Annotated in this window: 21 protein-coding genes and 1 riboswitch; of the genes, 10 read left to right on the forward strand and 11 right to left on the reverse strand. The window is 42.3% G+C overall.

Annotated elements, in window-relative coordinates; all coding sequences use genetic code 11:
- Nucleotides 1-85: 85 nt before the first annotated feature.
- A complete protein-coding gene (dnaG, locus tag QZR76_RS02015; protein WP_294139920.1) occupies nucleotides 86-2,017 on the reverse strand; it encodes a DNA primase in 1,932 nt (643 codons plus the stop codon).
- 213 nt (nucleotides 2,018-2,230) lie between these two features.
- Here dnaG and QZR76_RS02020 point away from each other — a divergent pair, with 213 nt between their 5' ends.
- The 5 genes from QZR76_RS02020 (at nucleotide 2,231) to QZR76_RS02040 (ending at nucleotide 8,937) form a co-directional block, all read left to right on the forward strand.
- Nucleotides 2,231-2,851, forward strand: a complete 621-nt coding sequence (locus QZR76_RS02020; RefSeq protein WP_294139922.1) for a TetR/AcrR family transcriptional regulator — start codon at nucleotides 2,231-2,233, stop codon at nucleotides 2,849-2,851.
- A gap of 108 nt (nucleotides 2,852-2,959) precedes the next feature.
- Complete coding sequence (locus QZR76_RS02025) at nucleotides 2,960-4,246, forward strand: TolC family protein (RefSeq protein ID WP_294139924.1); 1,287 nt, start codon at nucleotides 2,960-2,962, stop codon at nucleotides 4,244-4,246.
- Between the two features lie 28 nt (nucleotides 4,247-4,274).
- Nucleotides 4,275-5,321, forward strand: coding sequence for an efflux RND transporter periplasmic adaptor subunit (locus tag QZR76_RS02030; protein WP_294139926.1), 1,047 nt, complete (start codon nucleotides 4,275-4,277; stop codon nucleotides 5,319-5,321).
- Between the two features lie 98 nt (nucleotides 5,322-5,419).
- Nucleotides 5,420-8,584, forward strand: coding sequence for an efflux RND transporter permease subunit (locus QZR76_RS02035; RefSeq protein WP_294139928.1), 3,165 nt, complete (start codon nucleotides 5,420-5,422; stop codon nucleotides 8,582-8,584).
- A gap of 59 nt (nucleotides 8,585-8,643) precedes the next feature.
- Complete coding sequence (locus QZR76_RS02040; protein WP_041503278.1) at nucleotides 8,644-8,937, forward strand: PG0541 family transporter-associated protein; 294 nt, start codon at nucleotides 8,644-8,646, stop codon at nucleotides 8,935-8,937.
- Between the two features lie 217 nt (nucleotides 8,938-9,154).
- On the opposite strand, the gene QZR76_RS02045 is transcribed toward QZR76_RS02040, so the two are convergent.
- The 8 genes from QZR76_RS02045 to QZR76_RS02080 form a co-directional block, all read right to left on the reverse strand.
- A complete protein-coding gene (locus QZR76_RS02045; RefSeq protein WP_294139930.1) occupies nucleotides 9,155-9,943 on the reverse strand; it encodes a LytTR family DNA-binding domain-containing protein in 789 nt (262 codons plus the stop codon).
- A 2-nt stretch (nucleotides 9,944-9,945) separates the two neighbouring features.
- Nucleotides 9,946-10,683, reverse strand: a complete 738-nt coding sequence (locus tag QZR76_RS02050; RefSeq protein ID WP_294139931.1) for a DUF5668 domain-containing protein — start codon at nucleotides 10,681-10,683, stop codon at nucleotides 9,946-9,948.
- A gap of 248 nt (nucleotides 10,684-10,931) precedes the next feature.
- Nucleotides 10,932-11,843, reverse strand: coding sequence for a YitT family protein (locus QZR76_RS02055; protein ID WP_294139933.1), 912 nt, complete (start codon nucleotides 11,841-11,843; stop codon nucleotides 10,932-10,934).
- A 272-nt stretch (nucleotides 11,844-12,115) separates the two neighbouring features.
- Nucleotides 12,116-12,309: riboswitch (cobalamin riboswitch) on the forward strand.
- A 160-nt stretch (nucleotides 12,310-12,469) separates the two neighbouring features.
- Nucleotides 12,470-13,072, reverse strand: coding sequence for a nicotinate (nicotinamide) nucleotide adenylyltransferase (gene nadD / locus QZR76_RS02060; RefSeq protein WP_294139934.1), 603 nt, complete (start codon nucleotides 13,070-13,072; stop codon nucleotides 12,470-12,472).
- 233 nt (nucleotides 13,073-13,305) lie between these two features.
- Nucleotides 13,306-14,184, reverse strand: a complete 879-nt coding sequence (locus QZR76_RS02065) for a YicC/YloC family endoribonuclease (protein WP_294139935.1) — start codon at nucleotides 14,182-14,184, stop codon at nucleotides 13,306-13,308.
- A 91-nt stretch (nucleotides 14,185-14,275) separates the two neighbouring features.
- Entirely contained in the window at nucleotides 14,276-15,037 is a 762-nt protein-coding gene (locus tag QZR76_RS02070; RefSeq protein WP_294139936.1) for a hypothetical protein, read from the reverse strand.
- A 138-nt stretch (nucleotides 15,038-15,175) separates the two neighbouring features.
- A complete protein-coding gene (locus QZR76_RS02075; protein ID WP_294139937.1) occupies nucleotides 15,176-15,778 on the reverse strand; it encodes a hypothetical protein in 603 nt (200 codons plus the stop codon).
- Nucleotides 15,779-15,789: 11 nt separating this feature from the next.
- Nucleotides 15,790-16,275, reverse strand: coding sequence for a sigma-70 family RNA polymerase sigma factor (locus tag QZR76_RS02080; protein ID WP_294139938.1), 486 nt, complete (start codon nucleotides 16,273-16,275; stop codon nucleotides 15,790-15,792).
- A gap of 167 nt (nucleotides 16,276-16,442) precedes the next feature.
- Here QZR76_RS02080 and lepA point away from each other — a divergent pair, with 167 nt between their 5' ends.
- The gene (gene lepA / locus QZR76_RS02085) at nucleotides 16,443-18,230 is read left to right on the forward strand and encodes a translation elongation factor 4 (protein WP_294139939.1); all 1,788 of its coding nucleotides are present in this window, start codon (nucleotides 16,443-16,445) and stop codon (nucleotides 18,228-18,230) included.
- On the opposite strand, the gene QZR76_RS02090 is transcribed toward lepA, so the two are convergent.
- On the reverse strand, nucleotides 18,227-18,493 hold the full coding sequence (locus QZR76_RS02090) for a hypothetical protein (RefSeq protein ID WP_294139940.1): 267 nt from the start codon (nucleotides 18,491-18,493) through the stop codon (nucleotides 18,227-18,229). The genes lepA and QZR76_RS02090 overlap by 4 nt on opposite strands.
- Nucleotides 18,494-18,731: 238 nt before the next feature.
- On the opposite strand from QZR76_RS02090, the gene QZR76_RS02095 reads away from it, so the two are divergent.
- The 4 genes from QZR76_RS02095 to dinB all read left to right on the forward strand — a co-directional run bounded on the left by QZR76_RS02095 (nucleotide 18,732) and on the right by dinB (nucleotide 23,599).
- Complete coding sequence (locus tag QZR76_RS02095) at nucleotides 18,732-20,033, forward strand: amidohydrolase (RefSeq protein WP_294139941.1); 1,302 nt, start codon at nucleotides 18,732-18,734, stop codon at nucleotides 20,031-20,033.
- Nucleotides 20,034-20,213: 180 nt separating this feature from the next.
- Nucleotides 20,214-21,077, forward strand: coding sequence for an agmatinase (gene speB, locus QZR76_RS02100; RefSeq protein ID WP_294139942.1), 864 nt, complete (start codon nucleotides 20,214-20,216; stop codon nucleotides 21,075-21,077).
- Between the two features lie 140 nt (nucleotides 21,078-21,217).
- Nucleotides 21,218-22,240, forward strand: coding sequence for a deoxyhypusine synthase (locus QZR76_RS02105; protein ID WP_294139943.1), 1,023 nt, complete (start codon nucleotides 21,218-21,220; stop codon nucleotides 22,238-22,240).
- Between the two features lie 282 nt (nucleotides 22,241-22,522).
- Nucleotides 22,523-23,599, forward strand: a complete 1,077-nt coding sequence (gene dinB / locus QZR76_RS02110) for a DNA polymerase IV (protein ID WP_294140208.1) — start codon at nucleotides 22,523-22,525, stop codon at nucleotides 23,597-23,599.
- Nucleotides 23,600-23,810: 211 nt separating this feature from the next.
- Here dinB and speA read toward each other — a convergent pair whose 3' ends face one another.
- Entirely contained in the window at nucleotides 23,811-25,703 is a 1,893-nt protein-coding gene (gene speA / locus QZR76_RS02115) for a biosynthetic arginine decarboxylase (protein ID WP_294139944.1), read from the reverse strand.
- Nucleotides 25,704-25,800 lie beyond the last annotated feature (97 nt).

The following is a 25,800-nucleotide window of genomic DNA, read 5'->3' on the forward strand; positions in this document are numbered from 1 at the left end:
CCAATCCCGGAATCACCAAATCTCTTAATCCCAGAATCCTTTTAATCTACAATTAAAATAGCATTGCACCCGGGGACAGGTGCTATTAGCGTATTCCCGTGCGTCCGAGTTTTTCATTGATCTTAGCCCGAATCTTGTTGATCGCATTCTTCCGTTTAATCCATTCCAAGACTTGTGCGGTATCTCCGCTGTTTTGCAGTTCCAATATGCGATTGTCGGCTTCACGGGTAAGCATTTCGATTCTTCGCATTTTGTAATTATCTAAGATTTTAGGCAATAACTCCATTAATTTCATCTGTTCGGTCTGCACGAAATTATCCATTTTATTCCAGATCTTACTCAATTCATAAGGTTCGCTTAAGATATCCGCAACGACCGTACTGACTTTAATATCCGCATGGGCAATAAAATGACGAGCAGGAATGAAAGAACCCGATTGATATTCCCGTTTATACTCCTCCCGGATCGTATTAAAGACCGGATTCAATAACTCCAGATCATCATCCGCCAACTCCCGAATGATAAATTCTCCCACGGAAATCGTACGCCGGATACCGTTCTCCTCCTCTTCGTACAAATCATTGGTTCCATACAGGATAAGATATCGGATCAACATGGTCTCTTCCAGATCACAAGGAGTGACACTCCTCACGACCTTCCCGTCTCCGGAGATCTCCGCCAATTGGTTCGTCGTTTTCTTACTGACATCTTCCTCGCTTTTTTGCCGGATTTTAGCTATCTCCGTATAGAGGATGCGTTCTTCCACCTCCAATTGATGGGCTGTCTCCCGTACATAAACGGAACGAGTAATATTATCGGGAATCTTGGAAATACTGCGGACGATATCGCTAATCAGACGGGCTTTCTCCACCGGATCATCTCCCGTTGTTCCAAGTAATAACTTCGTTTTAAAGCTGATAAAATCAGTTTCATTGTTGGTAATAAACTCTGTTAATTCATGCGAAGAGTGGTTTCGGGCAAACGAATCGGGATCTTCTCCGTCCGGCAACAACAATACCCGTACATTCAATCCCTCCTCCAATACCAAATCGATTCCCCGCAAAGAGGCCTTGATTCCGGCTGCATCCCCGTCATAAATGATGGTCACGTTAGGCGTTAACCGACGAATCAGACGAATTTGTTCTATCGTCAAGGAGGTTCCGGAAGAGGCTACGACATTTTCGATCCCTTTGGCATGAAATGAAATTACGTCCGTGTATCCCTCTACCAAAATACAACGATCCTGTTGTACGATGCTTTTTTTAGCGAAATAAATTCCATACAGGGTTTTACTCTTATGGTAAATCTCCGATTCGGGAGAATTCACGTATTTGGCTATTTTTTTATCGGTCGTCATGGTACGTCCGCCGAAGGCAATCACTTTTCCCGCCAGATCCAACACGGGAAACATCACCCTGGACCGAAAACGATCGAAAACTCCCCGTTCGTTTTCTATTGACAACCCGGTTTTTACCAGATACTCCTTTTTATAACCCTTATTGATCGCCGTATTGCTGAAAGCTCCCCACTCTTCCGGATTATATCCCAATCCGAATTTTTCAATCATCTCGTCACTAATTCCCCGCTGACGCAAATAGCCTAACCCGACAGAACGCCCTTCGTCCGTATGATGCAACTGGTATTTAAAATACTCCTGAGCGTAAGCCGTAACCACCAACATACTCTCCCGCTCCGTTTTTTCCTTTTTCTGCTCTTCCGTAAGCTCCTTCTCTTCGATCGGAATATGGTACTTGGCCGCCAGATACTTCAATGCTTCCACGTAAGACATCTGTTCGTGTTCCATGATGAAATTAACGGCATTTCCCCCTTTCCCGCAACCGAAACATTTATAAATGCCTTTGGCCGGAGAAACGGTAAAAGAACCGGTCTTTTCATTATGGAAAGGACATAACCCCAAATAATTCACTCCCCGCTTTTTCAAACTCACAAAATCGGAAACTACTTCGTATATGTCCGCCGCATCAAAAATTTTCTGTATCGTAGCCTGATCAATCATGCGACAAAGATAAACATTATACCACGGAAAACAGAATATTGAAATTTGAAAAATATGCAGAAGAAAATCCAATAATCCGCATTCCTCACCCCACTTGCAAATTAACAGAAAATTAACTATGAAGCATTCGTATAATTTCAATTATTATATACCTTTGCACTCGGAAACGTTTTAAAGGTGTTTCGTTTCCATGGGAAACTAATATAAAAAACGATGGATTACAATAACCCACAACAAAAAGAGGAATTATTGGAGAATATTTCTGAGTTATTTCTGAAATACGGTCTCCGGAGCACTTCCATGGATGATATCGCCAATCATCTAAAGATCTCGAAAAAAACTCTTTACCAGCTATTTAACAACAAAGACGATGTTGTCGAACAGGTCTTAGTCCATCGAAGATTAACCAGAAGCAAGCAAGCCGATATGGAAGGTGTCCAAAAGATGAATCCGATCGAAGTCATGAACAAAATCAAAACATACATGATTCACGATCTCTCCCGGCGAATCCCCGCAAATTATTTCGACATTAAAAAATACCATCCGAATGTGTATCAAAAAATCATGAAAAATGACGAAAGTTCTACAAAAATTTTTTTAACCGATTTGATAAAAGCGGGTATCAATCAAAAATATTTCAGATCGGAGATCGATGCGGAATTACAAGTTTACCTGTTAGGAAAACAATTAAGCTTTTTACGGGAGCCGGAAGTTTTTAGCCAAATCGCTTATCCGATAGAAACGGTAATAGAAACCATCATTAATAATTTTTTAATTGCAATATGTACAGAGAAAGGAATAAAAGAGGTCGAAAAACGAAACAATGCAAAATAGAGTAAAGAAAGTATAATAAATAGACACAACGAAATAAGCGGTATCGTTTTTGTAAAGCGTATTATATTCAAAATTCCCCAAGAATAATAACAATTTAATCTATAAATCATGAAAAAAGGAGTTCCATTCTTTCTTATTTTTTTACTCGTGCCTTGGCTACTTCGCGCGCAGGAAGTTCCTCAAACACTCTCCTTAAGGCAGGCAATCGAGTATGCTATTAAGCACAACAAAGAATTACAATCTTCACAACTGGAAATAGACCTGTACAGACAGAAGGTACGGGAATCTGTTTCCCAAGGGTTGCCGCAAATCAACGGCTCTTTGGATTACAACACAAATTTCGGTTACAAAATGGATTTCGGAGGTAATTCCATGAAGATGAAAGATCAATCCAACGTAAAAGCGAGTTTGCAACAATTGATCTTTAGCGGACAATGGATTTTAGGAATACAAACCAGTAAGATTGCCGAGCGTCTGACCGAGCAACAGGTAGAAATCACCGAACTGGATATTGTCGAAAACATTTGTAATTCTTATTACACGATTTTGGTAAGCGAGCGGATGCTGGACATCCTGCGCCGGAATCTCGAGAACATGAACAAGATTTATAAACACACCGATAATATGCATAAAGCAGGAACCGTAGAGGTCACGGATGTCGATCAGATCCGGATTACTGTCGGCCAACTGAAAAACAGTTTACTCTCTATGGAAAGGACTGTGGAGGTCAATTACAATTTACTACGCCTTCAATTGGGATTAGTAGCCGGTACGGATGTCAACCTGACGGACGACTTAGCTGTTTTTCTTGATGAAAACAAAGCCCAACAACTGGCAGGGACGACATTTGATATCCAGAAGAACCCCGAATTCCAGATCATGCAGACACAAACGGAATTGAACAAAAAAATGTTGGGATTAGAGAAATGGAGCTATGCTCCGACAATTTCCGGTTCTTATACTTTTAATCACAAACTGTTAAAGCCGGAATTCGACATGAGCGCTAAACATTCGGCAGGTTTAACGATGACCATTCCCATCTTTTCAGGTTTCGAAAGGAAGTCTAAGGTAGCACAGGCCAAAATTCAATTGGATCAAAGCAATATAAACAAAAGCTTATTGGAAGATCAACTGAACTTACAGGATGAACAATTAAAATTCGAATTGAGAAATGCGATTGAAAACTACAATCTGCAAAAGGAAAATATCGATGTAGCCGGACGGGTATTGGCCAATTATCAACGGAAATACGAGTTCGGAGCCGTTTCCAGCCTGGATTTGACTCAAGCCAATAATAACTATTTGCAAGCGGAAAATAATTATACAAACGCCGTTTTGACTTTATTACAAGCCCAATTGAATATCGAAAGACTGTATAATCAACTTCCCCGTTAATATTTGGAATAACAAAAAAAGAAATACAATGGTAAAGAATTTCATTTTATCGATTATAGCGTTAGCTATACTTACCAGCTGCTCCAGTAAAAAAGACAAAGCAGCAGCAGACACATCGAATGCAACTGTTCAAGCCGTACCCGTGAAGGTTATGAAACTTGAAAAGAAAAAGATTGCTAAAACGATAGATTACACGGCGAACTTAGAAGCCGAGGAACAAGTTTATTACGCTCCTTCTTCTCCAGGAAGAATTGAAAAAATTCACGTGGAAATAGGCGACCCGATTAAAAAAGGACAATTATTAGTCGAGATGGATAGAACCCAATTACACCAGGCTGAAGTCCAATTGAAAAACTTGGAAACGGAATACAACCGGGCCGTCATGTTGAAAAAGACGGAAAGTATTTCACAACAAGCTTACGATGCGGCCGTTACCCAATACGAGGTAGCTAAATCCAACGTGGAATTTCTACGGGAAAACACGAAACTTTTAGCCCCCTTCAATGGGGTGGTAACCGGAAAATTCTACGAGAACGGTGAAATGTATTCCAGTTCTCCTACCGGAGGTGCCGCCAAAGCTTCCGTGATCTCCATCGAGCAGATCAACCCGTTAAAAGCCAAGGTAAGTATGACGGAACAATATTTCCCGCTCATCAAACAAGGTACCCGTGTCGAATTAAAGAGCGCCATTTATCCGGACCGTACCTTCCCCGGAAAGGTAAGTATCGTATATCCGACAATAGACAAGGACTCCCGTACCTTTACAGTTGAGGTAAAAATCCCGAATAACGACCTGACGTTACGTCCGGGTATGTTCGGTACGATTACCTTCTTTATCGGAGAAACGGAGACCATGGTTGTCCCGGCCCTGGCAGTTTTGAAATTGCAAGGAGCCAATAACCGTTACGTGTTCCTGAACGACAACGGCAAAGCCAAGCGGGTAGAAGTCATCTTGGGAAAACGTTTCGACGATCAAGTAGAATTGATCTCCGATGATATCAAAGAAGGAGACGAATTAATTACCGTAGGACAAGCCCGGTTGGTGGATGGAGCCACGGTTCAGATTACAAAATAATAGTAAATACAGGATTTAAGATTTAAGCATCATCATGCGAAGAGAGGGTACCACAAGTAACCGTCATAAATCCAAATCATAAATCTAAAACAAAAAAGATGAGTATATTTAATACAGCCGTAGAAAAACCGATTACGACATTGATGATTTTCGTCGGTATCATCGTGCTGGGAGTTTTCTCGCTGGTTCAACTCCCCATTGACCAGTATCCCAAGATGGACCCTCCCTATCTATCGGTAATGACAAGTTATCCGGGAGCGAATGCCGCGGATATAGAGACCAATATTACGAAAATATTAGAGGATCAGTTGAATTCCGTGGAGGATTTGAAAGAGCTGAACTCTACCTCATACGATAATCTTTCCGTTATCCAATTGGAGTTCGAATGGGAAGCCAACCTGGACGAAGCCGCCAATGACGTTCGTGACGCTATCGACAAGGCCATGGATAATCTGCCGGACGATATCGATCGCCCCTCTTTGTTCAAGTTCAACACCTCCATGATGCCGGTAATCATTTACTCTTTAACGGCAGATGCCTCTTATCCCGGAATCGAGAAGATCGTCGACGATAAGGTGATCAACCGGTTAAACCGGGTAGACGGGGTTGCTTCGGTAACCATCGCGGGTTCTCCCAAACGGGTGATCTACGTGGATCTCGATCCGAACAAGTTAGATGCCTACAACATGACCGTAGAGAGCCTTGGAAACCTGATTGCCGCCGAAAACAAAAATCTTCCGGCCGGTAATTTAAAAATGGGTATCATGGACTATCAGGTCCGGGTAGAAGGAGAATTTGACGACAGCGAAAAAATCAAGAATATCGTAGTCGCAACGAAGAACGGTAAATCCATCCTGTTAAAAGACATCGCTATCGTTAAGGATACGATCAAAGACATCACACTGGAGCAATTAATCAATCGGCAACAGGGAGCGATTCTGTTAGTCACCAAGCAATCTGATGCCAACACGGTAGCCATTGCCAAAACCGTTAAGAAGGAGATGGCTCAGATCATGAAGGAGCTACCTCCCGATATTAAAATCGATGTCTTGGTCGACTCATCCGACTTTATCGTTCAATCCATCAATAATCTGTCGGAAACGTTGATGTACGCTTTGATCTTCGTGGTTTTGGTCGTATTGCTGTTCCTCGGGCGATGGAGGGCTACGTTTATTATTGCATTGACTATCCCGATCTCGTTGATCGTGGCATTCATCTACCTCTTTATCACGAACGAATCGCTAAACGTTATTTCTCTATCCTCCCTTTCGATCGCTATCGGTATGGTTGTGGACGACGCTATCGTAGTGCTGGAAAACATCACGAAACACATCGAACGGGGAAGTGCTCCGCGTGAAGCGGCTAAATACGGAACAAACGAGGTGTGGTTATCGGTTATCGTAACGACCCTGGTAACCGTGGCCGTATTCTTCCCGTTGACCCTGGTGACGGGTATGACCGGAATTCTGTTTAAACAGTTGGGTTATATCGTATGTATTACCGTATGTACCTCTACCGTAACGGCCATCAGTTTGACCCCTATGCTCTCTTCTCAGTTATTGCGCCTTCAGGATAAGGATGCACGGCAAAAAGAAAGCAAGTTCAGCTATAACAGTACCGTTATGCGTTTATTGGATAAGTTGGATGCCTGGTACGAGAAATTAATCCGTTGGTCTTTGTACCACAAAACAACTATCACGCTGACAGCCGTGGTAATCTTCGTCGCTTCCATGTTCCTGGCGAAATACATCAGTACGGATTTTATGCCCCAGAACGACCAGGGTTCTATGAACGTATACGTGAAGATGCAAACCGGACAAAGGGTGGAAGAGACCAAACGGGTTGCCCTGCAAATCGACTCGATTATGAGGACGAATTACCCGGAAATCAGACAGATCAACCTCTCTTACGGTAGTGAAGATGAAGATGCCGGATTCTCCTCCCTGTTTAATAAAACGGGTAGTAATATCTTGAATATCAGAGCCAGATTAGTAGATTTGAAAGATAGAAAACGTAGTGTATTTACTATTGCCGATGATCTTCGTTCTCGTTTGAAAGAGCTGCCGGATGTCTTGGTATACACGGTTAGTACTTCCAGCGGAGGCTCCATGTCGAGCAACAACGTAGACATTGAAATCTCCGGGTTTGATTTTGAACAAACCAATAAGCTGGCCGCTATCATCAAACAAAAGATGGGAGAAGTGCCCGGTGCTGAAGATATCAATATCAGCCGAGACGACGACAAACCGGAACTTCAGCTATTCTTAAACCAGGATAAACTTTCACGGCACGGCCTCACCACCACGGAGGTGGCCAGCGCTCTACGTAACCGGGTATACGGGTATAAACCCACGAAATACAAGGAAGACGGAGAAGAGTATGACGTGATCGTCCGCTTACAGGAAAAATACCGGAGTTCTATTACCGAAATAGAAAATATACTGATTACGACTGCCGCGGGAGAAAAAATCCGGTTGAAAGAGTTAGGAGAGATCAAAGAATATTGGTCACCACCAAACATTGAACGGAAAAGTAAACAACGTTTGGTAAAAGTATCCGTTACTCCTTCCAGGGGAGTTTCGTTGGGAGACATTGCTGTTGCCGCTCAAAAAGTGATCGACGATATGAAGCATGAAATTCCTCAAGAGATATCCGTGTACGTTGGAGGTAGCTACGAAGACCAGCAAGAATCGTTCAGTTCGTTAGCTATGTTGATGGTGTTAGCCATGTTACTGGTATACATTGTAATGGCTTCCGAGTTCGAATCATTCAAAATGCCGTTCATCATCATGTTGTCTATTCCGTTCGCGTTCTCCGGAGTGATTCTGGCTTTGCTATTGACGAATACGACCATGAGTGTGATCGCCGCCTTGGGTGCCGTCATGCTGGTAGGTATCGTAACGAAGAACGGTATCGTACTGATCGACTTCATCAATTTGATGCGGGAAAGAGGTATCCGGCTATACGATGCCATCGCACAAGCTTGCCGGTCTCGTCTTCGTCCGGTATTGATGACAGCCTTAACTACCATCTTAGGTATGCTACCGATGGCATTGAGTACGGGAGAAGGTTCCGAAACATGGCGCCCGATGGGTGTTGCCGTAATCGGAGGTTTGGTTTTCTCTACCATCATTACCATGATTATCGTTCCGGTCATCTATGCCGCCATGGACAAGAGCGGTAGCCGCGACAAGAAAAAAGCGATAAGCAAGCAATTTAAGTTTATGCGGGACTTCGATCCGAAAGAGTTAGAACAAAAATAAATTTACAATCCGGGATTAGTCTATGACTTCAGCTAATCCCGGATTATAACCAAATTCATATGAAAGCTGTATTTATATCCTATAACCAAGCCTTAACGGAACGGGTGGATTATTTGCTCGACCAGTTACAAGTACGGGGTTGGACCCAATTCCCCTTAGTAAACGGTAGGGGAACGAACACGGGAGAACCCCGTATGGGAACTCACACCTGGCCGGAGATGAACTCGGCCATCCTTACCATCGTGGAGGATCATAAAGTTCCTTTGATCCTAAAATACGTGGAAAAATTAGACAACGTAAACAGAGAAAACGGTATCAGAGCCTTTGTCTGGGATATTACGCAAACGTATTGACGATTGTAAATTGTAGATTAAAATGATTCTGAGATTAGGTGATTAAAAAGATTTATGATTTCGAATTTTTGATTTACGATTAGGTGATCAAAAATTAATTTTCTAATCGGCGCATCACGACATCATGGAATAAAAAAATCAATATTTGGGATTCTAAAAGAGCCTGTCTAACAATGAAACCAGTTAGATAGGCTCTTATCAATTAAATATCTCTTATTCATATCGAGAGTTTTTCCTTCAACAATTTATATCCGGTACTACTTGCCCTCAACTGGATCCCGTTTTTAAGGAAAACGTGATAGGTCTCTTTTCCGTAGAGCTCCACCCGTTGAATTTGTTCGACGTTTACCAAATAGGAACGGTGTATACGCACGAACTCGCCGGAAGGCAGATGTGTTTCCAGGAACTTCATCGTCTGTTCTTTTAAGTAGGAACCGGAAGAAGTAAACAACGTGACGTAATCACCGCTTGCCTGTACATACCACAAATCACATAAACGGATAACGTGGATACGGGTCCCGTCTTTGACGGCGATCCTACCCGGGAGATCATCGGCTTGCATCCGCTGTAAGTTTTCAGCAGCCACACGTTCCTCCTTCCACTCCTTTAACCGTTGAAGCCGATACCATTGAAACAACATAATCCAGCAAGGGATACCGACCATCAGTCGGAGAGGTATCGTCCGGACGAAAAGAGAATCGGAAATACCGACTATCCCGTCTCCTATGTATTGTCCGGCGTAAGAACCCATGACCCATATCAGCATAACCAATAGCGTCAACACCAGTTGAGCTTGAAATACCTGCCAAAAACCGACCGTGTACCAAAGCAGAAAACCGAGTAGCAATAACAAACCGGTGGAGACCACTCCGTCAATCAAAGCCGGGATCAACTCTGCCCGGCAATACAACATCAGGAGCAAACCTTGTATTACCGCAGTTAGCAGGGCAACTCCGATTATTGCGGTGACCCGAAGCTTCGATTGGATAAAAGGATGGACGTACATAATCAACCTTTTATTTCAAGACCGCCAAAAGAAACCTTCCCGCGGATAACTAACGTACGAGCCGTATCGATATTATTCACCATCAACCGGGAATCATCACAGCCTCCCACGAAAGGGTGTACTTCCATTCTTATATTCCAATGAGAAGGAGCATAAATCTCTATCCCTCCGAAATTGCAATCGACATCGACGTACACCTCTTCGGCGGCAAGCACCGTCCTTCGCAAATCCAGAATCGTCCCCCCGAACGAATTTTTTATCGTAGCCCCCATAAATGCTTCATCCATAACGATTCGCTGTACACTTCCGAACACATTTTCAGAACGGACATATCCATCGGACGAATCATAGATATTACTGGATGAATCTCTTCTTCTTTTCCATTTTTTGACACTTTTTTTCGCCGTAAATAACAAAACCAGTCCCACCGCAATAAAAAAGGTCGGCCAAACGACCTGATGATTTAAATTATAGTCGACACATCCCCATTTAGGAAGTATAAAATAGAGGCCTATCGCCGCAAATATTCCGCCACCTAAAAAGTTTCGGTCGATAAACAACTTTATACTCCACAAAATAAAAAGCATCGGCCAAGATAAAAGGGCATGATATACTTTTTCATCGATATAACCGGTATTCTTTCCGATCATCAATAAACCGATTCCAATACAAACAGCCGACATAAAATAACGAACGGATACTCTCTTTTTATCGTTTCGACTTAACTCTTCTGTTTTCATAGTTTTTTCATTTTTAATTACGCTGCAAACATAAGGGAATACCCAGTTTCCGTAAAGCACTATTCTTTTATTCGGGAGATATAATCGATAAACAACCGATAAATCCCGACAAGTCCCTCTTTCTATTTTAAAAGATCATATCCTTCAGGAACAAAATTAAAAAAAGGTGCCTTATTTTAGGCACCTCATCTGTTTTTTACAAAAAAAATCTTGTCCGGATCGAACCTGAAAATTTCCATCTGTTTTTCTTAATCCTCCTTTAAGGATTTGAATCCTCGACCCAATATCTCCCGGGAATCGATCACGTTGATAAAAGCTTCCGGATCTATCTCCCGGATACGATGACGCAATATCATCATCTCGCGACGGGTAAGAATCGTATAAATAATTTCCCGAGATTCTCCCTTATAGGCTCCGACGGCCGGCAGCATGGTAGCTCCGCGGTTAATATCGTTCAATATAATATTTTTTACAGACTCAACCTCTTTCGTCACAATCATCAAGGTCTTGTGTACGGAAGCTCCTTCCACGATCAGGTCGATCACCTTGCCCTCGATAAACACGATAATCCAGGAATACATCGGTAATTTCCAATCCCCGAAGGCCAAAACGGTCGTTAAGGTAATCGTACAATCCACGATAATCACCAAGGTTCCCAAAGAGATATGCGTGTATTTATTTAAAATCATCGCAATAATATCCGATCCTCCTGAAGTAGCCCTGGATTTAAAAATCATTCCTATTCCGATACCATATACGATACCTCCGAAGATAGAGGACAACAACTGCTCCTGCAAGTCGGCCCGATTCTCCACTCCCGGTTCCAACAAAGCATCAAAGCCATAAGACTGGTGAATCAACCACATAAAACCCGGAATAGCAAAAGTACAAATCACGGTTTTAATACCGAACTTAGCTCCTAAGAAATAGATACCAAGCAACAACAAAGGCACATCCATACATAGAGCTGTTGCTTCTGTTCTCCAACCTAACAAATGATGGAAAACCATAGAAAGACCATACGTCCCTCCCGGCGCAAATCCATAGGGTTCGGCAAACATTACGGCTCCCAACGCAAACACAAAACAACCACCTATCAACCAAGAATAGGTAATAAAGAAATCCTTAGAGAATAATTTCTCCTTCGTTACAAATCCCATGTTTAAATTTATTTATTGAGTTATTAATTCCACTTTTTCAGACGCACAAAAGTACAACTTGTTTTCGATTTCCCACAACGTTTTCGAGGTAATCGAAAAATATGTATTATATTCACAAACAGCAACTTACATGATAACAAGCATGCATATTTATACAAAAGACCACATATTTATACAAAAAACGAAAAAGGCCGTATCAACTCATCTCTTCCGAAATAAAAAGAAAATCTATCTTTTAAAATTATTAGTTATCCCGTTCTAATTTTCATTTATTTGTTTATATTTGTCTTGGTTTTGGATAGTGAATGTTCTTCGAATGTTCCGAGGGAATCATGTGAAAATCGTGAACTGTACCCGCAGCTGTAAGCTTCATTAACTTTAGTCTCTACTGCCACTGTTTAACAAAAATGGGAAGGCGACAAAAAGGGAGCAAGTCAGAAAACCTGCCAAACATTAGTTTTTACTGTAGCTTTCGGGAAAAGAAGCTGGTAAGATGTTTATTGTGCCTGCCACAATTTTCTTCTACCCCATTTTCCAATAAGCGTTGTTCTGCCGAATAGGTGAGCAGATATTTTTTTATAGAATTTCTCTGCCAATTTAATTCTATAATAAAAATACAAGCTCACTTATTCTTTTTTAGACAGCTCGTATTTCTTTATGACAAGAGGCAATATGCCAGAAGGAACCCATTTTGCGATATTCTCCCCGGACCGGACTTTATCTCTTATTTCCGTTGACGAATAAGGAAACAGAGGGGCATCGACAAAAAATACGTCCGGATAGTCTTCCCCGGAATACTCAAACCCTTTACGAGGATAAACGAGTAGGGGATAATGCGTGCGAATCCATTGATAATCTTTCCATAAATGAAAACTACACAGGTTATCCCCTCCTATGACTAATCGAAACAGGAAGTCCGGATAACGAGAGGAAAGTAACCTTAAGGTATCTACCGTATAAGAAGGTTTAGGCATGGAAAATTCGATATCGCAAGCATACATTCGTCCGTCGTCGGCAATGGCTGTTTTTACCATCTCTAACCGATCTTGTTCCGATAATAATGCCTGATTTACCTTAAAAGGATTACAAGGGCTAATAACAAACCACAACTTATCACAATATCCTTTATCAAGGAGATAGCGGGCAATACCGATATGACCATTATGAATCGGATTAAAAGACCCGAAAAACAATCCTATTCGCAAAGGTATTTGATTATTACGATTCATTTTTTCAAGAATCCAATTTATTCTGTAATTTAGCGATTAGACTATTCCATGATTATCCGTCACTTAATCGCTTCTTCGCCGAATCCGAAATTCCAACATCCTTTAATCTACGATCACCAAGTAAAAGTCCTTCTGTTTTTATCCCCAATCGCCGAATCTACTTAATCACAGAATCTTAGTCACAGCGTTCTTTGATCGTCAATTATTTCATACTATTTCGGTTCATCTCCGACCTATAAAACGTTAAGGCTTTGTTCCTTAATTTTTTCCAGTTCATCTTTCATTCGCACCACTAATTTCTGTATATCGTGATCGTTTGCTTTCGATCCCATCGTATTGATTTCGCGGCCTATCTCCTGGGCGATAAAACCCAATTTACGTCCCGGAGCTTCTTCTTTCTCGGCCGTTTCTATAAAGTATTTACAATGATTGGCCAAACGTACTTTTTCTTCCGTGATATCCAGTTTCTCCAGATAATAGATAATCTCCTGCTCCAAACGGTTTTCATCTATATTCTTGATTTCACCCCATTCCTTCATCTTTTCCTGCAAACGCTGTTTTATTGCTACAACACGCTGGGCTTCAAACCGAGGAACCTCTGCCGATAAATCTTTAATCAGCTCTATGCGATTCAATATATCTTTTATCAATACGGCTCCCTCCTGCACTCTAAACTTATTAACCTCTTCCAAGGCTTTCACGATTCCGGCTTTCAAATGATTCCACTCCTCTTCATCCAGCTCTTCGGATTTTACCTGAAGGGTATCCGGGAAACGCATGATCGTTTGTAACAACTCCCCCTTATCCGGTTCTACTCCCAGAGAAGAAGCGACATCAAGCATTTGTTGATAATATTGGGAAACGACCGATCTATTTACAGCTACTTCTTTGTCCGCATCAGTACCGTCAAAATAGATAAACATATCCACTTTACCCCGTTCCAGGTCATTTTTTATCATATTCCGAATCTCTATATCTTTCTCCTTATATAGATTCGGCGTCTTCAAATTAATATCCAATTGTTTTGAGTTCAGGCTTTTTACTTCAATCACAATCTTCTTATCACCACTTTCGACAGTTGCTTTTCCGAAGCCGGTCATTGATTTTACCATAATTTTCAACTTTTGTTAGGTTACAATTCCCTGCAAAAGTAGGGCTTTTATTTTAGAAATAAGAGGTCTCCATAAAATAAAACAACGGCTACTACTTCCCCAACATCTTCTGCCGGTACTCCGCCAATACCTTATCTATCTCCTCCTGAATACGATTCAACTCCTCATCCCAATACAGGGGATTTTCCAACCAGATCAACATCCGGGAACACTCTTGAAGCCGTAACTCCACGTATTTTTTCAGGAAAGAAAGTTCTAAACGACTCTCCTTTTCTAAATTCCGGGAACGCTCTATCGTCTGCAATGCATCCTGATATTTTTTCCAACAAACGAAAGAGACCGTATCCACATATGCACGAACAACTTCCGGATCTTCGTCCCGTTCAATCATTTCGTAAACCTTCAACGCTTTTTCTTCATAACGATCTAACTCTTCCGGCCATACGTTTCCCATATCCGTAAGAAACAGAGAGGCGAACAGGAACAGAAGTAAAACCAAAAGCCCCAACAGGCTAACTCCCAAAGCCCGCCAAACGGAATAGAAAGTACCTCCGTTTCGGGCGTGTTCATTCAAGCGATCTTTTTGTGTCTTATAAACGATAAAACCGATAATAATTACACTCAATCCCGGTATCAGAAAACGAGGGACCCGATCAGCCTGTTCATCCGGCAGGTAACACAAGATAAGTACGACCAAAAGCGTCAAGAATAAAGACATCGTCAAGGTAAGCCAGGCCGCCTTTTTACGCCCCATGTGAAAATAGTTCACGCTCATCAACAAGCCGCCTGAAAAAGGACCGAACAGCAAAGTCATAAGGTCGATGATCTTCTCTTTATAAAATTTTGTCTCCATGTTTTCAACTAATAAAAATTTCCGGCCTGACGCTTTTTTTAGGCGCACAAACTTAAAAAATTATTTGACACATACAACAAAATAAATGACCGGCACGACAGATTACCGCTTCGGTCATTTCTTAGTATGTAAACGCTACTACCCTTGTTCTATCTCTTCCCACTCCGTCACACTCTCTTCTATCTCCTCGATATTCTTTAAAAGAACCCGTCGGTATAGGACCCAAGTTATGAAGAGAGTAAACAACATCCCCACTACAACAGTAATAACAATTAAGCTATAAGCAACATCATTAAATAATTTAAGCGAAGCAATAAAGGAATATGCATAAGCGAAACCGATAAAAGGAGTATATATCCATCCTTTCTGTTTTTTTCTTTTATAATTATTCATCAACAAAGCCAACTCTTTCATATCCTTTTTTACAACATCTATTTTATACAGGAATTGCAATTCTCTAATCAACAAAATAATTCCTACCAGTAAAATAACACCACACTCCCACAAAAACCATTGTTCTATCCTATTTCTCAGGATAGGAGTACTCCAAATAAGAATACAGGACAGCATCGATATTACAAAAAATACGATCACCCGTATGATATAATTGATCAGTCTGCTAATAGCATTATCCCGTTTTTTTTCGATGATCTTTCTAATCATCCGTTCATTCAGAAGTTCCTTTCTTTTAAGAGACTCCCCCCAAGCATTCCAATTATCTTTTATTCGATCCAGTTCCATAACATTTCAAATTAGTCATTAGACATCTTTTTCAATTTCTCTTTGATTCTACTGAGTTTGGTGGCCACATTGCTTACCGACAACCCGGTAATCACCGCTATCTCCTGATACGGTTTTTCTTCCAGGTAAAGTAAAATCAATGCTTTTTCCAATTGCCCCAACCGATTGATTAAAACGTGCAGCTCTTCTATCTCCTTGCCGATATTTCGCTCATCAACCGGCAGATCCGACACGGTCATGATAGGTACCGTTTTCGACTTCTTTAAAAAACGCCGGAAATAGGAGATAGAGGTATTCAATGCAATCCGGTACACCCAAGTAGAAGGCTTTGCCTCTTTCCGGAATTCAGGAAATCCCTGCCAGAGGTTAATCACCGTCTCCTGATACAAATCGTTTAAATGCTCTGCGTCCCGGGAATACATATAGCAAACCTTATAAATGATCCGTTGGTGATCCTGAATAAAACCGATAAACTCTTTTTCTATCTCCTGATCCATTGATTTTTTTCTTATAAGACGCAAACAAGAAACAAAAATCACAGCAAACTAAAAAATATTTTATATAATTCCGTCGGTTAACCCGCTTCATTTTCAAAATCCGACATTTCATATTCACGGAAAATCACTATCTTTGCACTCCAAATCATTAATTGCAAATTTCATACATGGAGCACATTAGGAATTTCTGTATTATCGCACATATTGACCACGGGAAGAGCACATTGGCTGACAGACTACTGGAATACACGGGAACAGTAACAGGCAAAGATCTGCAAGCTCAGGTTCTCGATGACATGGAACTGGAGAGAGAGAGAGGGATAACGATTAAAAGCCATGCCATTCAAATGGATTATAATTACAAAGGCAAGAAATACGTCCTAAACCTCATCGATACCCCGGGACACGTGGACTTCTCTTATGAAGTATCCCGTTCCATTGCCGCTTGCGAAGGGGCATTACTGATCGTGGATGCCACACAGGGTATTCAAGCCCAGACAATATCCAATCTTTACTTGGCAATAGACAATAACCTGGAAGTCATTCCGGTATTGAATAAGATGGATATGCCTAATGCCATGCCCGAAGAGGTAAAAGACCAGATCGAAGAACTTTTAGGTTGTAAAAGGGAAGATATTCTGGAAGCCAGCGGTAAAACCGGAATGGGCGTCGACCGGATTCTGGAAGCCGTTGTGGAAAGAATTCCGGCCCCCACGGGAGATCCTGAAGCCCCGTTACAAGCCTTGATCTTCGATTCCGAGTTTAACTCCTTCCGCGGGATCATCACCTATTGTCGTATCATGAACGGCTCCTTAAAAAGCGGTGATAAGGTAAAATTCGTAAACACGGGAAAAGAATACACGGCAGACGAGATCGGTGTTTTACGCCTGAACCAGGAACCCCGGGCCGAATTACCGACGGGGGATGTAGGTTATATTATTTCCGGAATCAAAACTTCCTCGGAGGTAAAAGTCGGTGATACGATTACCCATGTCAACCGCCCCTGCGACAAGGCGATCGAAGGGTTTGAAGAGGTTAAGCCCATGGTCTTCGCGGGTATATACCCCATCGATTCCGAAGATTATGAAGACTTACGGACCTCCATAGAGAAATTGCAACTCAACGATGCCTCCCTGACTTTTGAACCGGAATCTTCCGCGGCCTTAGGCTTCGGTTTTCGTTGCGGTTTCTTGGGAATGCTTCATATGGAGATCATTCAGGAACGGCTGGATCGCGAATTCGACATGAACGTGATCACGACGGTTCCTAACGTGATGTACATCGCTCATACCACCAAAGGAGAAGTATACGAGATGCATAATCCCTCCGATATGCCCTCCCCGACCACACTGGATTACATCGAAGAACCCTATATAAAAGCACAAATCATTACCCCGACCGAATACATCGGTCCGATCATGACCCTTTGTCTCGGAAAACGGGGAACCTTAATCAAACAACACTACCTGACAGGTAACCGTATCGAATTAAACTACGAAATGCCGCTTGCCGAGATCGTGTTCGATTTCTACGACAAACTGAAGAGCATTACCAAGGGATATGCCTCTTTCGACTATTTTCAGATCGGCTACCGGCAGGCTAACCTTGTCAAACTGGACATTCTGTTGAATGGGGAGTCTGTGGATGCCCTTTCCGCACTCATTCATTTCGACAACGCTTACTCGTTCGGGAAACGGATTTGTGAGAAACTGAAAGAACTGATTCCCCGGCAACAATTCGATATTGCCATTCAGGCCGCCATCGGGGCCAAAATCATCTCCAGAGAGACCATAAAAGCCGTCCGGAAAGACGTGACGGCCAAATGTTACGGGGGAGACATCTCCCGGAAACGCAAATTATTGGAAAAACAGAAAAAAGGAAAGAAACGGATGAAGCAGATCGGAAACGTAGAAGTCCCGCAAAAAGCATTCCTTGCCGTACTGAAACTGGATTAACCGACTCTGGCCTTGCTCGAAGAGAAAATCACAACCGAAGCTACGGACGTTACAACGAACAAGCATCGCCGGAGGACTTTTCTCTGCCGAACCATCCGGTCCAATCTAACCTGTAATCGAACAATAGCCTTCTCTTTGTCTATTCGTGCAATTAGGGGAGACATTTCCACCATTCGCTCTATTCGAGTCAAAATTTCTTCCCCTTTTTCCATATCGTCATCCTGTCCGTAAAAAAATGAGCTATTGACGAATAAAAAATACATGTTTTAAGAGAGGAAACGAACAAAATGGAAAACCGATACTCTTTCGAATGAAGTATATCTCTTTTCCTCGTTATACAAGAATATCAAACATCTTGTTCATAAAAACAGATTCGAATTTACAACTACCTGTCTTCACAAGAGATCCATTTCTTTTATTTTTCCCGAAATCGAATATCTTTTGCGTCCGGTAGCAAAACATCGTAAGAATAATCACTATTTTTGTCCGTAAAAATAGGTCATGACAAATACGATTATATTTAACGCTTGTATCATCACCATGAACAAGAAGATGGAGGTGATTAAAAATGGTTCCATACTGATCGAAAACGATAGAATCAAAGAGATCCGTTCCGGAAAAATCGAACAACCCGAAACTGAATATTTAGATGCGGCAGGAATGATTGTTATGCCCGGTTTCGTTAATACCCATACTCATGTTCCTATGACTCTTCTGCGCGGATTTGCGGACGATCTTCCTTTACACGAGTGGTTGACGGAACATATTTTTCCGGCAGAGGCTCGCCTCGTTACTCCCGAAAATGTCCGGATTGCCAGTCGATTGGCCTTTATCGAAATGATCAAATCGGGAACGACCTGCTTTAACGACATGTACTTTTTCGAAGATATTATTGCAGAAGAGGCCCAAAAAGCGGGGATTCGTGGTGTCGTGGGAGAATCACTTATCGATTTTCCGACAGCCAGTTTTAAAACCGCAGAAGAGGGACTCTCTCTTTGCGAGCGATTGATACAAAAGTGGCAAAACGACGACCTGATTCATCCTTCCGTTTGTGCTCACTCTCCTTATACCTGCTCCGAAAAAACGTTGAAAAGTACCAAACAATTGGCAGACAAATACAATACGCTCTTGCAGATTCATGTTTCCGAAACACGAAAAGAGGTGGAAGATATTAAAACCCAAACCGGAAAAACCCCGGGAGAATATCTTCATTCCATCGGATTATTGGACAAAAATGTCATTGCGGCTCACGGCGTATGGTTGACTCCCAAAGAAGTAGAATTGTTTGCGGCCACTCAAACTTCCATCGGACATTGTCCCAAAAGTAACCTGAAATTAGCCAGCGGCATCGCCGATACGGATACTTACCAGAAGGCGGGAATCACCGTCGGCATAGGAACTGACGGAACCGCCAGTAACAATACTTTGGACATGGTGGAAGAGATGCGCTTCGCCGCTCTATTGCCTAAAGTCGTCCACTACAACCCGGAGGCAGTCCAAGCTCGTACGGCTTTACGAATGGCAACCATCAACGGAGCGAAAGCATTAGGATTAAATGAGATCACCGGTTCTCTGGAAGTAGGGAAAAGAGCCGACCTGATACTCGTGCACGCCGATGCCAGCAATATGACTCCCGTTTATGACGAATACTCAGCCATCGTTTACGCCATGAACAGCAAAAACATCCGTTATTCCATGGTAAACGGAAAATGGATCATGAAAAACCGGGAGGTGTTACATATAGACAAAGAAGAGACTTTAGAGTCTGTAAAACAAATTGCCCACTCGTTCCATCTCTCGTAAAAAGTTTGTATTGAATTAAAAATCGGTTTCTTTAGCTATGTTCCTGTTCTACCTGCAAAAAGATAGAACAGAAACAAGTAATTTTCAATCTTCATCTTTCAATTCTCAATTAAATAGTTTAGCTTTGCAATCCTTATTTATAGAAGGAAAAGTTTATAAACACTATAAACACAAGAAGATATGGAAAATTTAAATTATGGCGGACTGGAAGAAGAGTATGCAGCTTATGATAAAGCCGAGATCGTAGTATTACCGGTGCCCTATGACGGGACAAGTACCTGGATAAAAGGGGCCGACAAGGGGCCGGACGCACTTTTGGAAGCTTCTGCCAATATGGAGCTTTATGATATCGAAACAGATTCCGAAGTATATACAAAAGGCATTGCAACCGTAGAGCCGGTAACAGAGGCTTCTTCCCCTGAAGCGATGTCTCAGGAGGTTGAACGCCGGATCGATGCGATACTAAACGACAAAAAATTTCCTGTCCTCTTAGGAGGAGAACACTCCGTAAGTATCGGGGCTTTCCGGGCTTTTGCCAAACATTTTGACAAATTTTCGGTTCTGCAACTCGATGCCCATTCGGACATGCGTAGCGAATATGAAGGTTCCACCCACAACCACGCCTGTGTTATGGCTCGGGCAAAAGAAGTCGCTACCATTGCACAGGTAGGAATCAGAAGTTCTGCCATCGAAGAGAAAGAAAACATTATGCCGGACCGCATTTTCTATGCCCATGATCTGCATGATGCAAAAGAAGGCAGTAACTGGATGTATATGGTTTCTCAAAAATTACACGACAACGTATATATCACCATCGATCTCGACGTGTTCGACCCGGCCATTATGCCGTCTACCGGAACTCCGGAACCAGACGGACTTTATTACCGGGAAGTACTGAATTTCTTAAAACTGATTAACGAGAGACACAATATCATCGGTATGGATGTCGTAGAGTTATGCCCGAACAAATCGAATAAAGCCCCTGATTTTTTGGCCAGCAAGCTGATTTATCAGATACTGAGCATGAAATACAATAACCAATAAAAGATTTTATGATTAAGTGATTCCGTGATTTAACGATTAAAAAAATCACCCAATCATCTAATCACCGAATCTCCTAATTAAAAATATTGAGTCTATAAGGTCCTCATAATTGCACCTTTATATTTTTAAGATTAACAAAAATGGAAAAGAAAGATTTATTAAAAGACACCATCAAACACATCGACATCAAGTCGTATGACTCAACGCAATTAATCGACGCGATGCGCGATATGTCATTCACCTCTCGCGATACCGCCCGGGCTGCCGATATCTTGATGAAGATGGTGAAAGAGAAAGAGTGTACTAATATTCTTACCATTGCCGGTAGCACCAGTGCCGCCGGATGTATGCAGGTATACGTGGACATGGTTCGTAACAAAATGGTCGACGTCGTGGTTTCTACCGGGGCCTCCATTATCGATATGGACCTTTTCGAAGCTCTTGGCTTTAAACACTACAAAGGCAGCCAGGATGTGCCGGACATGCAATTACGCGAACTTTACATCGATCGTATTTACGACACGTTTATCGACGAAGAAGAGCTTCAGGCTTGCGATCACACGACTTACGAGATTGCCAACAACTTGGAGCCCCGTCCTTACTCTTCCCGCGAGTTTATCTGGGAAATCGGAAAATGGTTACACGAGGGACATGCCGTGAAGAAAGACAGTTTAATTCAAACCTGTTACGAATGCGGAGTGCCCATCTTTTGCCCGGCTTTCTCCGATTGTAGCGCCGGATTCGGTATCGGGAAGCATCAATGGGAACATCCGGATAAACATGTTTCCATCGACTCCGTGAAAGATTTTATCGAGCTGACGAAAATTAAGATCGAGGCAGGTACCACCGGTTTGTTTATGGTAGGCGGGGGAACTCCGAAAAACTTCGCGCAAGATACGGTTGTATGTGCCGAAATTTTAGGTTATGAAGTACCCATGCATAAATACGCCATCCAAATCACCGTGGCTGACGTCCGGGATGGAGCTTGTTCTTCATCTACCTTAAAAGAGGCTTGTTCCTGGGGTAAGGTGGATGTGACCTACGAACAAATGGTATATGCGGAAGGCACGACGGTGATTCCGTTGATCGCCAGCTACATATACCACAGTAACGCCTGGAAAGCAAGAGAATACAAAAATTGGAACAAACTTTTCGTTCAATAAGTAACTCCGGTTTTTATCGTATAGAACTGTCCCAAAAATAAATTTGGGGCAGTTTTTATTTTATCAGGTATTTTTCTTGCTAAGGCGGATCACGGTAATCGATCGTTTATGAAAAATAAGCAAAACCGTAAAAAAGCATAACCTCACTCCAACTTACGGGCCGATCTTCCTCTTTTCCATATTACTTTTATGCTATTATTATAAAAAATAATCGAATAAAAACGAAATCTTCGTCTCTCTTTCCGGAATAACGTTTAATCGGTTACCTTCGTAATGACCAACATGTATAACCGAAAAATCATCCATATCGACATGGATGCCTTTTATGCATCCATCGAACAACGAGACCATCCGGAATACCGGGGAAAACCCGTTGTAGTCGGCCGTCCGGAAGCCCGGGGAGTTATCGCTGCCGCCAGCTACGAAGCCCGCCGATACGGCATTCATTCGGCCATGTCTTCCATGAAGGCCCTGAAACTTTGCCCGGACCTGATCTTTATTTCCTCCCGCATGGAGGTATATAAGGCTGTTTCCCGGGAGATCCATCAAATATTCAGGGAATACACGGACCTGATCGAACCGCTCTCCATCGACGAAGCTTTTCTGGATGTGACCGAAAACAAGAAAGGAATTCCTTGGGCCGTCGATGTCGCCAAAGCGATTAAAAAAGAGATCAAAGAAAAATTGGGACTCATCGCTTCGGCCGGAGTCTCTTACAACAAATTTTTAGCAAAAATTGCTTCCGACTACCGGAAGCCGGACGGTCTATACACGATTCACCCGGACAAAGCTCTCTCGTTTATCGCAAAGCTTCCCATTGAAGCTTTTTGGGGAATCGGGAGAGTCACAGCCCGAAAAATGCATGAGCTGGGAGTACACACGGGACAGGATTTGCAACATTGCTCCCCGGAATTTCTAACACGTAATTTCGGAAAAGCGGGAACGCTCTACCACGATTTCGCCCACGGCATCGACCCCCGTCCCGTGGAACCGCTCAGAATCCGCAAATCGGTAGGATGTGAACAAACTTACGATAAAGACCTGACAACCCATACCGCTCTTATCATCGAACTTTATCACATCACAAAAGAGCTTATACGCCGGTTGGAAAAAAACAAGTTCAAAGGGCATACGCTAACCTTAAAAGTGAAATTCCACGATTTTACACAGAAAACCCGCAGTATCAGTTTAAGCAACGAATTGACCACCTTACAAGAGATTCTCCCCTTAGCGAAAAACTTATTGCACGAATTAAAATTGGAGAATTACCGCATTCGCCTACTGGGTTTATCCGTTTCCAACCCTTTCGACGGTTCATCTCCTCATCAGCCTACACAACTTAGCTTTAATTTCAGATAATTACGAAAACATTTAGGCCGTATATCCGTAAAAATACAAGAAACAACTACTCATTAACCGAAATGTAATAGAGTTGTCTTATTTATAAAAACAGAATCCACTACACTTGCAGTGGATTCCAAACTGAACTTGGACGTTTTTTTTCATAAATTTGTTATTGATACTGCAAGGTCCCTGCTGTGACAGCACGGACCTTTTTTATCGTCCGTATCTATTCCAAATAAGTATATCCATACAAACCTGAACGGTAATTAGATAAAAATTCCCGTCCCTCTTCCGCCGAGATAATCCCTTTTTTCACGGAACTGGTTACCCAAACCTCCACCGTCCGGGCCATTCGCTTCGGCATAAATTGTACATATTCAAGCACGTCGGCTACCGTTTCTCCCTCAATGATCTTATCGATCACATACTCATCCCCCTTTACCTTAATATGCACGGCATTGGTATCCCCAAAAAGATTATGCAAATCGCCCAATATTTCCTGGTAAGCCCCCACGAGGAATACTCCCAGATAGTAAGGCTCTTTCCCGTTCAACTCATGCACAGGCAAATGATAGGAGAAATTACGGGTAGAGATAAAATTATCGATTTTCCCGTCCGAATCGCAAGTAATATCCTGTATCGTGGCCGACTTGGTCGGTTGCTCGTTTAAACGGGTAATCGGAATAATCGGAAATATCTGATCGATGGCCCAAGAGTCCGGTAAGGACTGAAACAAGGAGAAGTTACAAAAATATTTATCCGGTAAAAGCTTGGAGATCTTCTTCAGTTCATCCGGAGCATGCTTCGTATTGACAGCCATGTCATATACATCGCGGGCTACCGACCAAAAAAGACGTTCCACCTGTGCCCTCGTCCGTAAATCTATTAATCCCAAGTTAAAAAGCCCCAAGGCATCCTCCCGGATCTGCATGGCATCATGCCAGGTTTCGATCAAACGGGGTTGGTTCAGGTTTTCCCATAAATCGTAAAGCTCTTTTACCAATTCATGAGCATCCTCCGTTATCTCCTCATTCTCGTCAAATTCAGGCAGACTGGTGCTGGCCAATGCTTCAAAGACCAAAACCGAATGATGAGCCGTCAAAGAACGACCGGACTCCGTGATGACATTGGGTTGCTTCAGTTCGTTTTTCTCACAGGCATCGACGATTGCCGAAACCGCATCGTTCACATACTCTTGAATCGAATAGTTCATGCTGTTTCCACTCGTAGCCGAACGGGTTCCGTCATAGTCCACTCCCAAACCTCCGCCGATATCCACAAAATCGATATCGTATCCCATGGCTTGCAATTGTACGTAAAATTGAGAAGCCTCCTTTAAAGCCGTCTTTATCCGACGGATATTGGTTACCTGACTACCGATATGAAAATGAATCAGTTTAAGACTATCCATCAACTTATTCTTTTCCAAAATATCCAAAGCTTCGAGCAATTCACTCGAATTTACGCCGAACTTACTGACATCCCCCCCGGACTCTTCCCATTTTCCACTCCCGGAACTCGCCAATTTGATCCGGATCCCGATATTGGGACGTATTTTCAAACGTTTGGCTATGGTGGCAATATTTCTAAGCTCGTTTAACTTTTCAACCACCAGAAATATATTCCGCCCCATTTTCTGGGCCAAAAGAGCCAGTTCAATGTAATTCTCATCCTTATAACCATTGCAAATGATCATGGCATCATCGTCGATATCAATAGACAATACCGCATGCAATTCCGGTTTCGAGCCCGCCTCCAATCCGATATTATACTTGGTCCCGTGACTCACGATCTCCTCTACCACCGGACGCATCTGGTTCACTTTTATCGGATAAATAATAAAGTTCTTTCCCGTATAACCGTACTCTTTCGCCGCAGCCTCGAAACAATTCGAGATTTTCTCGATCCGGTTATCCAAAATATCCGGAAATCTTAATAATACTGGAGCCGACACATCACGTACCTGAAGTTCTTCCATCAGTTCTTTCAAGTCAATACTCGGGCCACCCGTCTTAGGTGTCACCGTAACATGTCCTTTCTCGTTGATTGAAAAATAGTTCAGCCCCCAACCGTTGACATTGTACAGTTCGGCCGAATCGTCAATACTCCATTTTCTCATTTCTATGTAAGACCTTTTAAGATTGATTGTTTGCGCAAATCTACAATATATTTTCAATATTAATATACTTTTCAGACAGATTGTCAATAGAATATTA

It is taken from the genome of uncultured Sanguibacteroides sp., from assembly GCF_900543425.1.
GTDB lineage: Bacteria > Bacteroidota > Bacteroidia > Bacteroidales > Marinifilaceae > Gabonibacter.